Here is a 14,219-nt window from a genome sequence, read left to right as displayed (position 1 = left end):
TCTCTTTTATTTTGTATTACGAGCCCGGATGAGGGCCATTACAGTAGTCTTGCCCATACGGATATTATCTAACATCGGGCGTGTGGAAGGACAGGTAAACTGGCACGAACCGCATTCGATGCATGACGTGATGTCGTTATCTTCCGCCAACTCCCAGTTGCGCAACGCGGAAGCCGTGGCCAACAAATAGGGCTCGAGCCCCATCGGGCAGGCACTGACACATTTGGCGCAACGGATGCAGGGCTGCGGTTCCGCACGACGGGATTCCCTTTCGCTCATGAGCAGGAGGCCGGAAGAACCTTTGCATACCGGCACGTCGAGGTTCATCAGCGCCTTTCCCATCATCGGGCCTCCGCCAATTACTTTTCCTGTGTTTTCTGGCAATCCGCCGCATTCCTCGATGAGTTGGTTCATCGGCGTGCCGATACGTGCCAACAGGTTAGAAGGGTTTTGCACTTCCTTACCCGTCACGGTGATGACACGTTCAAACAGGGGTTTGTTTTTCATTACCGCTTCATAGATGGCAAAAACCGTACCTACATTTTGTACCACTGCTCCTACGTTAATGGGCAATGCCGGAGGAGCCGGGACTTCACGTCCGGTAACAGCGGCAATCAACTGCTTCTCTCCTCCCTGAGGGTATTTCACTTGCAATGGCACGACCTCAATATGCGGATAAGCTTTCGCTTTCTCCGTCAAGAGAGCGATGGCATCCGGTTTGTTGTTCTCGATGCCGATATAACCCTTGTCCACACCCACTGCCTTCATGATTAAATCCACTCCTACCAGGATTTCGTCCGGTTTTTCCAACAGCAACCGATGGTCGGCTGTCAGGTACGGTTCGCACTCCACAGCGTTGATGATGACGCATTCGGCTTTTGTCCCCTTGGGAGGAGTCAGTTTCACATGGCAGGGGAATGTGGCACCACCCATACCGACAATACCGGCCGCTTTCACCGTGTTCACGATGTCTTCGGCTGTCAACTCCGGCCTTTGAGCCAATGTCACCAAATCGGGGGTCCGGTCAATCGTCTCGACCCATTCATCTCCCTCCACGTCTACAAAGATGGCCGGACGGCGGTAACCGCTGGCATCGACAATCGCATCTATCTTGCTCACTTTTCCGGACACGGAGGAGTGGACGGGAACCGACACAAAGCCGTCTGCCTCGGCCAACATCATGCCTACTTTCACTTCATCTCCTTTGGCTACGACCGGTTTAGCCGGTGCGCCAATATGCTGATAAAGTGAAAAGACAGCTTGTTTGGGCAATCCGGCCAGGCGGATGGGAGAAGCGGCGGAAAATTTGTTTTCAGATGGATGAACTCCACCTATCTTAAACGTTTTCACGATATTCTTTTTTAATTTGACAATCCTATGAATTATGCTTCTTTCTTTTCTTCCGATGTAACGGTGGTTACAGGCTGTGCTGCGGGAGCGGATACCGGTTGTGCCGCCGGATTGGTTGGTTTCGGGGCTGCTGTTGCAGTCGGTTTCTCCACTTTCGGCTTACGCGGCGGGAAGTTGATGGCATGGATGGCTCCTTTCGGGCAAGCTTCCTCACACTTTCGGCACAACTTGCACTTTTCCGGATCGATATAGGCCAAATTGTTGTTGAGAGTGATGGCCTCGAACGGACAGGTCTTCACGCACTTGCCGCAACCGATACAGGAAGCCTTGCAAACCTTGTTCGCCACAGCACCTTTGTCACGGTTCACGCACATTACGACCATTCGGCGGTTTTTCGGTCCTTTCGGCCGGAGCTCGATGACTCTTCGCGGACAGGTCTTGACGCAGGCACCACAAGCCGTACAGCGTTCTTCGTCTACCTCGGGCAATCCTGTTTCCGGATTGATAGACAATGCACCGAACTGGCACGCCGCCACACAATCACCACCTCCCAAGCAACCGAATGCGCATGCCGTTTCTCCTGTGCCCGCCAACAGCTGCACACGGCAACTGCGCACCCCGTCGTAATCCACCACACGTGGCCGATTGGCACAAGTCCCGTTACAACGCACAACAGCCACTTTCGGGGTGCTGGCCGCAGCTGCAAGCCCCAAAATTCCGGCTACTTTTTCCATAACCGGTTGTCCGCCTACGGGACATAACTTGCCTTCGAGCGAACCACCGTCTGCCGCTTTCACGCAAGCAGCGGCAAAACCGGCACATCCCGGATAACCGCATCCGCCACAATTGGCTTGCGGCAAGACTTCGGCCACTTGGCCAATGCGTTCATCCTCTACGACAGCAAATTTCTTGGATGCCGCATAGAGCATGATGGATGCCACCAACCCCACGACTCCCAAAATAATTACTGCAATCAAAATCACGTTCATAACAATATTTATTTTATGTGTTTAATGGTAAATGAAAATTTTCTTGTCAACCTGTTTTTATTGAGGTAGAGCACAACATAATAGACAACCAGGCTGGCTAATGCTATCAGAGCTGCCAAAGGTTCATCGGCCGTAACTTGCAAGGTGGCTAGCAAAACAGCCATCAATAGCAACAACGGCGCACCGTATGCCCAAAACACGGCTTTCAGTCCCATCTCCACACTTCCGGTCAGGAGAACTTCCTCTCCTACCTGGTAAGAAAATGCTTCGGGGCTGACGATATCGACCAACTTCTCTTTGCTTTCCGACGAATTGCACATTTTTTTAGCCACACAGGATGAACACGCGGAAGCCTGGATTATTTGCACACTAACGTGTTTTCCTCTCACGCTTTTCACGGTACCTCGATGTATGATTATTTGGGCCATTTTGTAAACTCGATATTGCAAATTGCCGCAAATGTAGCATTAATTTGGTAACTAATAGTAGGTATTCGAATAGAAAATTCTCTGTATTTGTTTTTTTTAACCTATCGTTTTTTTCGAGTCATTCACCTCGTCTCATATCCGGGATTTTGGGATAATCGCGGATTCAAAGACAACACCTTGGCAGGGATGGGAAACACCGTGGTGTAGCCTGATGCTTCATCCTCCTGTTGCGGACGGTCTGTGTAAGCTTGCGTATAGGTACCGAAACGAATCATGTCCTGTCTTCTCCATCCTTCCCATACGAGTTCCAGTTTGCGTTCCTCCAGGATATTGTGAAGGGTGGCTGGACGAGGATACATGTCGGAACGTCGCCGCACTTCGTTCAGTTCAGCTGTTCCGTCTTCCCCGTTTCTTATTTTAGCCTCGCTTTTCATTAATAATACGTCGGCATAACGAAACAATACAATATCGTTGTCCGACAATTTACCGTCTTTTGTGCTTTTCAGGTCTACTTCATATTTCTTCATTCGTGCGCCGGCAGATTTTTCGTAAGGTTGTGCCGATACGTCCAAACGTATGCTCCACGGCAAATACTCCAACGTGCTTCCGTCGTCCAGTTTCACTGGATTGCCATTGGGATCCAAGACCGTTCCGGCAAAGAAGCTGTCTTCGAAGCGATGGTCTACCGAATCGGTATCGTAGCCAAATGTGCGTAGGGTTTCAATCGTGGCACTGGTTCCATTTTCTCCACTCAGCCCGTAAGCTTTCCCATGGTTGTAATGACGGGAACGGAATAGATATTGCATTTGGTTTTGCAATGCATGTTTATCCATCGGTATCGTGAAAATATTTTCTTCCGACGGTTCGTTGTACACAACGAAATTATCTACCATGCGCGAAGATAATTTGTATCCCATAACACGTATCGAGTCGCAATACGCTTGTACGGCCTGCCATGCGTTCAGTGTTTGAGATCCTATATTCACTTGATATGCTTTTCCGTCAGGGTGGTTTTCGTCCGTCCAATCGTTGTCCGTATAAATCTCTATATTCAGGAATAGTTTGGCCAACAAAAAACAAGCTACCGGACGGGTCATCCGGCCATAATATTCTCCTTTTTGGTTGCTGTGCGCTTCATTCAGATAAGGCAATGCCGCCTGCAATTCGTTTACAGAAAATTTGAATACTTCCTCACGTTCGCTTTGGTTGACGTCCTTCATGGGGGTGGACGAAGATAACACCAAAGGCACACGCCCGAACATATCTAGCAAATAATAGTAGTACATCGCCCGAAAGGCTCTGACTTCTGCCACATAATTTTTCAATTCTGCAGGAGCATCCTTGCGGTTCTGCAATTCCGTCAGACGTTCTATCGACTTGTTACTAAGCACAATCACTTTGTATAGATACTCCCACGAAGCTGCTATCACGTCATTATTGACTCCCCAATCGTGCAAGAACAATCCTTGCCAGAGTCCGCCATCGTACCAGTCTCCTCCGCGAGTTGGCAACAAAGCTTCATCAGTGGTCAGTGTGTTCAAGTCATATACACCTCGGCAAGTACCCTGTAGCCCTTGACTGTCTTCGTATCCACCCACATAGTTATAGAGGGTAGCCACCGTGTTCAGGTATATATTGGCAGGCGTGTCATAAGCGTCCTCTTCGGGTAATTGGTCTCGTGGAGCTTCATCTAAGAATCCTGCACAACCATAACAGCAAACAAGGGTGTATCCCGCCCATAAAATCCACTTTTTCATGTTGTCATGCTTTAAAATTGAATAGTTAATCCCAAGGTATAAGAACGATATACCGGATAGTTCCGTTTGTCGTCCACTCCGAGTGTGGCATCTACGATGTAACTGTTAATCATTGGGGTCAGTCCGGAATAGGCCGTAATGGTAGCCAGATTGTTCACCGACGCCGATAAACGCAGATGCTGCACGTATTTGCCCCATTTCTTCAACGGAATATTCCAACCGATAGTCAAATAATCAAAATTCACGTAGTTTCCGTTTTCAAGCCAGTAATCTGTAGCAGTCTGGTCGTAAATATTACGTTGAGGGGCGGCTGCCAGTACGTTGTAATCGGGAAAACTTCCCATATTCATATAAGCCAAGGCCGTACCATTATAAATTTTATGTCCGAAAGCACCATTGATTTGCAACGATACGTCCACATTCTTATAACGGAAGCTGACGTTAGAACCCAATAGAGTTTTGGGAGTGGCCTGTCCTGCCACGTAACGGTCCCCCCCGTCTTCCAGGTCCACGCCTCCTCCGTCAAGGTCGGCTATTTCGTATGCGTATGTTCCGTCTTCGCGTTGGATGAGTCCTGTACAATGGGGTAAATAAAAGACACCCAAAGGCTGCCCTACAATCTGGTATACAATATGATTATATCCGCCATGAAAGCCCGCACCGGTTAAGTCGGCAATCGGCGTATATTGTGGAGCCGACATATATTCTCCATTATACATTCCACTTAGAGAAAGTAACTTATTGCGTTGGAACGTGACGTTGACGTTGACGTTCAGTTCCATGTCTTTTTTACGCAAAGGAGTGAAGCCGAATCCCAATTCCACTCCGCTGTTACGCATGGAACCTAAATTGGCCAACAATTTATTATAGGCAAATGGCGGTACGCTTACATCGTATTGGTACAGCATGTCATCCGTGACGGAATGGTAATAATCAAATGTGAAAATAGCCCGTCCGTCCCAAAAAGCAGCATCCAGTCCAACGTTCATCGTACGTTTTACCTCCCAACGCAAGTCAGGATTGGCATTGCGTATCAAACCCATTGTCACCGTTGGGTCACCACCAGAAGATACTACTCCATTAGGTTTCACCAACTGGAGGGAATTGTAAGAATCAATGGCATCCTGATTACCAGAGTACCCGTAACCGACTCTGAATTTGAGGTTGTTCAGCCAATAGAGAGATTTCATGAAATCTTCCTCGCTCAGAATCCAGGCAGCGGAAAGCGATGGGAAAAAGCCCCAACGATGGTTACGTCCCACCTTGGATGAAGCATCGGTACGCATGTTTACGGTAGCCACATAACGATCGTCGTATACATAATTGACACGTCCTAAAAAAGATGCCAGACGAGGATTCTCATAATAAGAGCCTGTCCCCTCCCATAGTCTTACGGCTCCGGCCTGCAGGTTGTGAAAACCGAACTTGTCGGTTGTGAAATTCGTAACAGTTGTGTGGAAGCCGGACATGATACGTTGTTGCGCTTCTCCCAATAGGAGAGCGTCCAGTTTATGTTTTCCAAAAGCTCGATTGAAGTTCAACATCATATTTCCCAACACATCTTCCACCTTCTGTTCGCCTCGATAAGCTTGTCCATGTGCCCATACGGTAGTAGGAAGATATTGTCCGTTATCTATGACATTGTACAGGTAAGAACCAAAGGCGGAAAGTACCAAATGTGGGGTTAAAACCAACTCCATTTTCAAATGGGCATTAAAATGCGCATTCGATTCTTCGTCGCTTACTTCCATCCAGGCCAAAGGGTTGGTAATCCAACTGGCAGTTGTCACTTGATCCCAACCGCCCGTCGCATTCTTGTGGGCCGGAAAAGTGGGATTGAAAGCTGCTGCTGAATAAAATGTCTTTTGTATATCTACCAAATTGTTGCTCTTACGTACTGCCCCCATTACCCCCAGGTCGAAACGCAGGCGGTCGTTGAACGCCCGTTGCGTAATATCTATTTTGGCCATGTAATTCCGGTAGTCTGAACTTTTCACCACGTCTTTTCGATCCAAAAGCGCCAGAGAAGCACGGTAATAAGAGGATTCCGTACCACCTCCAAAAGCTACATGATGATTTTGCACCCATCCCATGCGCGTGATTTCCTCTGGAAAATCCGTGTCATATCCCAAATCCAGAATTGATATGCCTCTTTCGTGTGCCACGTTCCTGAAAGCCTCTCCAGAAAGCATTTTTATGTTTTTATAAATAGACTCGACACTAAAATTTCCGTCATAACTCAAACTGAAACTTCCGCTGTGTCCTTGTTTGGTACTTACTTTTATGACACCCGAAGCACCTCGTGCGCCATATTGAGCCGTTTCTGAAGCATCCTTGAGAATAGTGAAGCTTTCGATGTCCGCAGGAAAAATCATACTTAGCGTGCTCAAATCAGCAAATACGCCATCAATGATTACCAAAGGATCATTCCCCCCCGTCAGGGAGGTTGTACCCCGGACACGTACGGAGTTGAGCATGGCCTCCCTTCCCGGTAACATACTGACACCGGCCACTTGCCCGTTAATAGAGTTTAAAGGATTGGAAATCATGCCTTTGTTCATTCTATTTTCAGATACCTGATCTACAGAACCTGCTACGGTTCTCCGGTCTCCTGTGGCATAACCGATTTGCAGCACATCCCCTTTCATTAATGAATCCGATAACATCCAAGGAATGGAGTCCGGCAGAATCACTTTGTTCTGTGCTGCAAGAGGATATATATGGCATAACGCCAAAGAAAGGGGTAATCCCATTCGCCCCAACCATAAAAATGTCCCTTTTTTCATAAGCAAAGAGATTTAAGAGTAAATGTTGGTATAGTTTGAATATTACATGGGCAAATATACAGAATTTCTTTTAAATAAGCTCTTTTTTAAGGGAAGAAAAATAGAGAAAGAAAAAAAATGTAATAAAGTTGAATAACCCAAATAGAATAATAAAATTCACCAATAAAAATATTGGTTTTAGCGACTGCAAGTTTTTTCGCTTTTATGTAAAGTGGAGTATACAGGACTCGAACCTGCCACCTTTTGACTGCCAGTCAAACGCTCTAGCCAGATGAGCTAATACCCCAACCTTTTTGACGATGCAAAGTTAGATATATTTTTTGAAACGCAAAACTTTTTTGCTGTTTTTTCTTCTGACTTTGCTCCTTTATAATCAGAATTTATATCCTAATGTAAAAAACACCTGATGAGTATTTAGGTTTACATCCACTGGAGTAAGACGAGTACCGGTTTGTGTGATATAAGTATCGTCGAATGCATAGAAATCTCCCGACTGTACGCGGCACTTATAAGCCATATCGGCATAAAAATGCTTTCCGTGGTAACCTAAACCGGCTGTGAATATATTCACGTCGTCTTTATTCATATAATCTGTTGTCGTTTGATAACCGAAAGCCGGAGAAGGCCCCGTTTGATCTAAAGTCGCTTCTTCCTTGAACATGCGGGAATAATAATTATACCCCGCACGAAATGCGACATTATCCGTCAGATTCAATTCCATACCGAACTTGAAAGAATGGCTTCCGCGTAGCGTAGACTTGTGCAACGCGTCCATATCGCGGTCGTGTGTCGTTCCTCTGGAATAACCATAGCCCCAATAGTCGTAGTCCCAGTCTTCATACCCCTGTTTCGTTTTAGAGTAATCAGCGTATTCATATTCAGCTCCTATAGCCAGATAAGTTCCAATCGTATGTCCTAACGAAACCCGAAATTTCCACGGTGTGGTAATTTTCATGTGCAAGTTAGCCAAATCCACCTCCGGAAGATAATTGGTATATATAAAATTACCGTTTCTGTCTTGATTGATGTAGATGTCATAGTTCTCATCCTCCATCATGGGAGAGTCTATGCTATATGAAGAATAAGATTCCAAATGATAGAAGGTCGGCGTTTCTACGGCCAGACCTATGCGGAAGGGGGAATTTCCGATGGGACGGAATATACCACCCAACTTCACATTGATTCCATATCCACTTACATGTTGGGTATTATATAAGGAATAATTCTCGAAATCGCTGTAAGAGTTACCTTGGCCGTCCGAAATCGTGCCGAACTCCCGATAAGTGCTGTAACTGTAATAGTCCACGTCGTTCACGCCTAAAGTGAAACCTAAATACACTCGGTCTTTGATGTTCATAGACAGGTTGAAATCATATCCTGCGATACCGCCTTCCGTCGTACGGTCGTAATTATTCCGATCTGACTCTAAAGCATTATAAGAATCGTATAAGGGATTCCCCTCTTGGTCTACCTGCACATTACCTTGGTTATCCCGTATGTATTCCGGATTCACAAGGCAGGAATTATACATCAGGTCTGCCAAAGGAGTGGAATACTGGGTATGGTTCAGAATGTCTGCCATTTGTTGCGTCTGAGACAAACCGTTCAAGGCTCCGTTGTCTGCGATAAATGACTGGTTGAAGTTGGCTCTTTTCTGATAATTGACTCCAAAATTAACATACCTTACGCTTTTGGCCATAACCGGGATACTTACCACGAATCCCATCTGGTCAAAAGACAAATGAGTCATGTCTGCATTTAAATCCGGTTTTTCCTGTTGGGTCAACACGCTGAATGATAAAGCTGCATCGCTTCTGCGGTAAAGCCCTAATGCTGCCGGATTGGAAGAAGCGGTAGACAAATCAGCACCCAATGCCCCTAATGCACCGCCCATACCTACATAGCGCGCACTTCCGATTAAATCGGTCGGCATATAATTCTCGTTCATATATGGTGTCTGTGCCATCATAGACTGGCTTGCTAGCAATGCGCTTACAAATATGAGGTTTTTTCTTTTCATTATTTCTTCCTTTTATGGTTTATCTTTGTTTGTTAACGTCGACCGCCTCGTGCTCCTCCGCTCCTGGATGGGGAGAAACCACCTCCGGAACGGCTGGGGGAACTTACCGACGGACGGAAAGTGCTTCTTGTGGTCGATGGCGTGAAATTAGAACTTCTCGACGGTTGAGTGTTACGTTGAAGAGTTGAAGTCGTACGCGTGTGAGGAGACTGCCTGGTAGTTGTTGAAGAACGATTTGGAGTAAATCGTGCAGAATTCTCCGAAATGGTTTGCCGGTTGGTGTTACCTGTGTTTCGTATGGTTCTTCTGGCAGAAGAACTGTTTCTTACATTAGTGCGGGATGTTCCTCTTGCCAGGGAACTATTCTCCCGATATCTTACACTGGGACGAGTAACCGGTCTTGATGGATACCATCCATGACCGGGATGTCCCCAATGCGGATGATGCCAGTGCGGTCCCCAATACCAAGGATCATACCATCCGGCATACCAAGGACCTCCCCACGCCCAATAAGGATTGTATAATCCCCATCCCCACGAGTAGGAGAAGGTAGGTCCCCAATACCAACTGCTAGGATAAGCGTATGCGTAAAATCCATCATCATATACATCCCAATATATGGAATTGGGACCATAACGTAAGTCCCAGTATAAAGGACTGCTGACCGCAACGCCGATGGTCGGGGTGTTGAAACGAAGAATTCGTTTCGTATATTGATAGTCTCCCCCTTCTTCCCGGTTGTTATCGGTTGAAGCACTATCTTGACCTGCCACTTCCTCTTCAGCGGCAGATATACTATCATTATCCCAACGATATCGTCGGTTATATTCATCTACATCCCTGATGCTTCCCTGAGCATATCCTGAGCGGGTGTCCACTGCCGTATTTTCTGAAATCGTACGTACCGAAGGTTGCGGTTGGGGATGCTTATCCTCATTCACTTTCGTCTCTTTTTGAGGGACGAAATACATATCATCTATTTGTGCAAAGCCAAAAAACGGAATCACTGCAACGATGAGTGAAAATAATATTCTGTTTTTCATTGTCTTTTCTCCTTTACCTATATTATATGCAAATATAACTTTTTCTCGGTTGACGGGCAATACGGAAACGCGAATAAAGTTTAGTATATAACTCTTTTTTTGCTATTTTTGCAGAACCAATAGATTCTCGACACAAAATAAACAGTATGAAATATTTGGAATTGGATTTCATTATATCCCCTTATAGTAGGGATGCAGCCGACATCTTGATAGCCTTGGTGGCCGATGCCGGTTTGGAAAGTTTTGTAGATACTCCGCAGGGGGTGAAAGGATATGTGCAAACCGGACTTTTCGAGCAATCCGTATTGGATAACCTGCTAGATTTCTTTCCCATAGAGGATGTGAAAGTAACCTACCGATTGGCGGAAGCGGAAGATAAGAATTGGAACGAGGAATGGGAACGTAACGGCTTTGAACCAGTCCGAATCGCCGACCGTATTCTGATTCATAGTCCGGAGCATCATAATCTGTCTCCTGCCGAATATGATATCGTGATAAATCCCCATCAGGCTTTCGGTACCGGTACGCATCACACTACAGGCATGATATTGGAACGTTTGCTCGGGATGAACCTCGGACATAAAACCGTATTGGATGCCGGGTGCGGTACTGGCGTGTTAGGTATATTCTGTACGTTGAAAGGGGCGAAATCGGTGTGGGCCTACGATATAGATCGTTGGAGTGTAGACAATACGAAAGAGAACATGCAACTGAATGGTGTGAAAAACATGGAAGTGGTTGAAGGGAATGCCTCCATATTACAAGGAAAAGACGCTTTCGACTTGATTTTAGCCAATATCAACCGGAACATTCTTTTAGCCGACTTGCCATCGTTCGTATCGGTTATGCATGCAGGAAGCCAAATGATTCTCAGCGGTTTTTATGTAGAGGATATACCCTTGCTTGTGCAAAAAGCGGAAAGCTTGGGACTGAGCTATCTCAACCATACGGAAAAGGAGAACTGGGCTACGCTTTTATTCGAACGTTTATAATAAGCGACATGAATCCAGAGCTGCCGGTAATGCCTGTAGGACTTCCGGCGGCTTTATTCCTGTCTATAATGAATCTTCAGGATAGGTATAATCGTCTTCCTGTTCCGGTATGGTCAGGTTCATCAAATCTTCAAACGACCCATTGAAAATATTACAGTCTACATTACCTTTGATTCCGGTAACTTTCCCACAGTCCGTATGTTGCCAGAAATTCCATTTTCCTTTATATTCTAACTTCTCCACATAATAATGCGCTATCCAATAAGGATATTCATTGAATGCAGGAGTATTCAGATAATGCAATTTGAATTTGTATCCTGTATAAATAATGGGTTTCACACCATATTCTTTTTCTACAATATCCAACCAAGTCTTTACAGCTTTTTGGAGCTGTGTTTCCGTCAGCTTTCCGGCCTTTTCCACATCTAAAACAGGAGGGAGGTCACCAGGTTCCAAATGCACTTGCTTTAAGAAAAACCGGGCTTGCTTTTGGGCATCCACATCCGGCAAAAAGAAATGATAAGCTCCTCTTATAAAGTCATTTTGCTTTGCTTCATAAAAGTTTAGGTTGAAATTTTCATCCAATAGCGTCGTGCCTTCGGTTGCCTTGATGAAAACAAAACTGACGGGAGATGAATTCAAACTGGCGTTGCGCAAACGCTCCCAGTCTATGTTTTCCTGATAATGAGAAACATCAATGCCATGTACATCAAAACCTTCAGGATATACGGGATCTCCGTAAATGGCCTTCCAACGGAATGAATAAGGCCCGACAAAGAAATAATAAAAGAAAAGTATATAAGCTACTCCCAAAGACAAGGCCCCGACCCATATCGCCCACGACGGCCAACGTTTGAAAAACAACCATTTGCTTCCCCCTTTCTTCTTTTGCTTCTTGCATAAGGCAGTTTTCCTCTTAGGACTACGTGACGTGGGAATGTTATCCACTTTCTTACGGTTTCCCCTCTGAACAGTCGTTTTTCTGTTTTTTACAGTTTGCGGCATTTGTGCACACATGATAGAAACGGTCTCTCTTTTCCCCTTTATTCAGAAAAATAGCAAGTCCCTTTATCAATGGACAAAGGGACTTGCATATCTATAAATGAATTACTTAGCTTGTTCCAATTGTAAAGTCTTGGTTGCTTGGTCACAAACTTCGGTCGGACCGAAATACTGTATCGGGCCAGGATATACGAAACAAGTTTCACGAGCCCATTGGTTGCGTCTCGATGCAAATTCCTTGAACGGGGCACCGTCCAAACGAACCAATGCCTTTTTAATTACCGGTTTCATTTCGCCATTACGCTTCTCCATATTCATCATCATGGTGATGGGCACACCACCGGCAATCCATTCAGCAGCCGGTGCCGTCGTGTTCTTCACAATAGCCATATAACCGGTCTTGCCGTTAGCCATCAACATGGCGGCACTTGTACCCAAAGCATAACAATAATCAGCATCGTAGTTGGAAGGAGCAGCACAACGTCCTTCATAGCCGAAGAAATGGTGCAACGCCGAGAACTTACCGTTGAACTTACCTTCTTTCTTCCATGCAGCCAACTTGTTGGCAACCATTTCAGACAACAGTTTTTCCGTTTCAATCAATGAAACCTGCACGTTTCCATGCGGATCACGCTCCATAGTCAACTGGGCAGCTACTCCCAAGGGAAGAGATTCATATACAGCCTTGTTTGCTGCAGAAAGTTTATTCAAAATCCATTCGCGTTGTTGGTCCTTAGCCAATGCAGCACCTTCCGGAGTTGCCAACAAGTCGTTCAATTCTGCAATCAAAGCCTTCATCGCCGGGATGAACTCAATCAAGCCTTCCGGAATCAATACCGTACCAAAATTGTTTCCATCGGCTGCACGGTCGGCTACAACCTGAGCAATATAAGTAACGATATCATCCAAAGTCTGGTTTTTGGCTTCCACTTCTTCCGATACGATACAAATGTTGGGTTGGCACTGTAAAGCGCATTCCAAAGCGATATGCGAAGCCGAACGTCCCATCAACTTGATGAAATGCCAATATTTACGAGCGGAGTTCGCATCGCGTTGAATGTTGCCAATAACCTCTGCATACGTTTTACAAGCCGTATCGAAACCGAAAGAAGTTTCAATCTGGTCGTTCTTCAAATCACCGTCGATGGTCTTCGGACAACCGATAACCTGCACACCGCATTTTTTCGCAGCATAATATTCAGCCAAGACACAGGCGTTCGTATTGGAGTCGTCACCACCAATGATGACAATGGCTTTAATACCCAATTCCTTGATGATTTCAAGCCCCTTTTCGAACTGTTCCTCTTTTTCAAGTTTAGTACGTCCGGAACCGATCATGTCAAAACCGCCTGTATTACGATATTGGTCTATGATGTCAGCCGTCAACTCCATGTATTTGTGATCCACCAATCCGCCAGGTCCCAAAATAAAGCCATACAACTTGCTTTCTGGGTTCAGTCTTTTAATACCGTCGAACAAGCCGCAAATGACATTATGCCCGCCGGGAGCTTGGCCACCGGAAAGAATTACACCGACGTTGAACGGGGCGTAAGATTGAGCCTCGCCCGGAACGAACTCAATGAGAGGCATTCCATAAGTGTTCGGGAATAATTTCTTGATTTCCTCTTGGTCGGCCACAGACTGCGTGGGTGCGCCTTCCTTTACAGATACGTTACCCTGCAATCCTTTGGGTAACTTGGGCTGATAAGCCGCTCTTGCAATTTGCAATGCACTTTTTTCCATGTCGTGTTACTTAATAATTTGTTGAAAAAGAATTTTCTGCATGCAAAATTAATGTTTTTTGTCGGAATGAAGAAACTCTCACCCCAAAAACATACGGTTTATTTTCTTC

The 14,219-nt window shown here is 45.7% G+C and carries 10 protein-coding genes and 1 tRNA gene; 1 reads left to right on the top strand and 10 read right to left on the bottom strand.

What is annotated here, in order from left to right:
* Window positions 1-6: 6 nt before the first annotated feature.
* From rsxC to HMPREF9442_RS15815, 8 genes are all read right to left on the bottom strand, one after another.
* Window positions 7-1,353 carry an electron transport complex subunit RsxC gene (gene rsxC, locus HMPREF9442_RS08630; RefSeq protein ID WP_172634402.1) on the bottom strand — a complete coding sequence of 449 codons (1,347 nt, stop codon included), beginning with the start codon at window positions 1,351-1,353 and terminating at the stop codon, window positions 7-9.
* A gap of 29 nt (window positions 1,354-1,382) precedes the next feature.
* Window positions 1,383-2,339 carry a Fe-S cluster domain-containing protein gene (locus HMPREF9442_RS08625; protein ID WP_008627579.1) on the bottom strand — a complete coding sequence of 319 codons (957 nt, stop codon included), beginning with the start codon at window positions 2,337-2,339 and terminating at the stop codon, window positions 1,383-1,385.
* Window positions 2,340-2,347: 8 nt separating this feature from the next.
* Window positions 2,348-2,767 (bottom strand): SoxR reducing system RseC family protein, encoded by a 420-nt coding sequence (locus tag HMPREF9442_RS08620; RefSeq protein ID WP_008627577.1) that lies wholly within the window; start codon window positions 2,765-2,767, stop codon window positions 2,348-2,350.
* Window positions 2,768-2,889: 122 nt separating this feature from the next.
* Window positions 2,890-4,524: a RagB/SusD family nutrient uptake outer membrane protein gene (locus tag HMPREF9442_RS08615; RefSeq protein WP_008627576.1), complete on the bottom strand. Its 1,635-nt coding sequence runs from the start codon at window positions 4,522-4,524 to the stop codon at window positions 2,890-2,892.
* Between the two features lie 11 nt (window positions 4,525-4,535).
* Complete coding sequence (locus tag HMPREF9442_RS08610; protein WP_420850128.1) at window positions 4,536-7,277, bottom strand: SusC/RagA family TonB-linked outer membrane protein; 2,742 nt, start codon at window positions 7,275-7,277, stop codon at window positions 4,536-4,538.
* Between the two features lie 245 nt (window positions 7,278-7,522).
* A tRNA-Ala gene (locus HMPREF9442_RS08605) sits at window positions 7,523-7,596 on the bottom strand.
* 87 nt (window positions 7,597-7,683) lie between these two features.
* Complete coding sequence (locus tag HMPREF9442_RS08600) at window positions 7,684-9,330, bottom strand: hypothetical protein (RefSeq protein ID WP_008627572.1); 1,647 nt, start codon at window positions 9,328-9,330, stop codon at window positions 7,684-7,686.
* Window positions 9,331-9,362: 32 nt separating this feature from the next.
* The gene (locus HMPREF9442_RS15815; protein ID WP_008627570.1) at window positions 9,363-10,373 is read right to left on the bottom strand and encodes a hypothetical protein; all 1,011 of its coding nucleotides are present in this window, start codon (window positions 10,371-10,373) and stop codon (window positions 9,363-9,365) included.
* Window positions 10,374-10,519: 146 nt separating this feature from the next.
* On the opposite strand from HMPREF9442_RS15815, the gene prmA reads away from it, so the two are divergent.
* Window positions 10,520-11,365 carry a 50S ribosomal protein L11 methyltransferase gene (prmA, locus tag HMPREF9442_RS08590; RefSeq protein WP_008627568.1) on the top strand — a complete coding sequence of 282 codons (846 nt, stop codon included), beginning with the start codon at window positions 10,520-10,522 and terminating at the stop codon, window positions 11,363-11,365.
* Between the two features lie 63 nt (window positions 11,366-11,428).
* Here prmA and HMPREF9442_RS08585 read toward each other — a convergent pair whose 3' ends face one another.
* Window positions 11,429-12,382 (bottom strand): glycoside hydrolase family 25 protein, encoded by a 954-nt coding sequence (locus HMPREF9442_RS08585; protein WP_008627566.1) that lies wholly within the window; start codon window positions 12,380-12,382, stop codon window positions 11,429-11,431.
* 90 nt (window positions 12,383-12,472) lie between these two features.
* The gene (locus HMPREF9442_RS08580) at window positions 12,473-14,110 is read right to left on the bottom strand and encodes a diphosphate--fructose-6-phosphate 1-phosphotransferase (protein ID WP_008627564.1); all 1,638 of its coding nucleotides are present in this window, start codon (window positions 14,108-14,110) and stop codon (window positions 12,473-12,475) included.
* Between the last annotated feature and the right edge of the window lie 109 nt (window positions 14,111-14,219).

This window comes from Paraprevotella xylaniphila YIT 11841, assembly GCF_000205165.1.
GTDB lineage: Bacteria > Bacteroidota > Bacteroidia > Bacteroidales > Bacteroidaceae > Paraprevotella > Paraprevotella xylaniphila.
This window is presented reverse-complemented; position numbering and strand designations above follow the sequence as displayed.

Coding starts and splice junctions, on each gene's coding strand:
- HMPREF9442_RS08625 (WP_008627579.1), bottom strand. CDS start 2,339: ATGAACGTGATTTTGATTGCAGTAATTATTTTGGGAGTCGTGGGGTTG.
- HMPREF9442_RS08620 (WP_008627577.1), bottom strand. CDS start 2,767: ATGGCCCAAATAATCATACATCGAGGTACCGTGAAAAGCGTGAGAGGA.
- HMPREF9442_RS08615 (WP_008627576.1), bottom strand. CDS start 4,524: ATGAAAAAGTGGATTTTATGGGCGGGATACACCCTTGTTTGCTGTTAT.
- HMPREF9442_RS08610 (WP_420850128.1), bottom strand. CDS start 7,277: ATGGGATTACCCCTTTCTTTGGCGTTATGCCATATATATCCTCTTGCA.
- HMPREF9442_RS08600 (WP_008627572.1), bottom strand. CDS start 9,330: ATGAAAAGAAAAAACCTCATATTTGTAAGCGCATTGCTAGCAAGCCAG.
- HMPREF9442_RS15815 (WP_008627570.1), bottom strand. CDS start 10,373: ATGAAAAACAGAATATTATTTTCACTCATCGTTGCAGTGATTCCGTTT.
- prmA (WP_008627568.1), top strand. CDS start 10,520: ATGAAATATTTGGAATTGGATTTCATTATATCCCCTTATAGTAGGGAT.
- HMPREF9442_RS08585 (WP_008627566.1), bottom strand. CDS start 12,382: ATGTGTGCACAAATGCCGCAAACTGTAAAAAACAGAAAAACGACTGTT.
- HMPREF9442_RS08580 (WP_008627564.1), bottom strand. CDS start 14,110: ATGGAAAAAAGTGCATTGCAAATTGCAAGAGCGGCTTATCAGCCCAAG.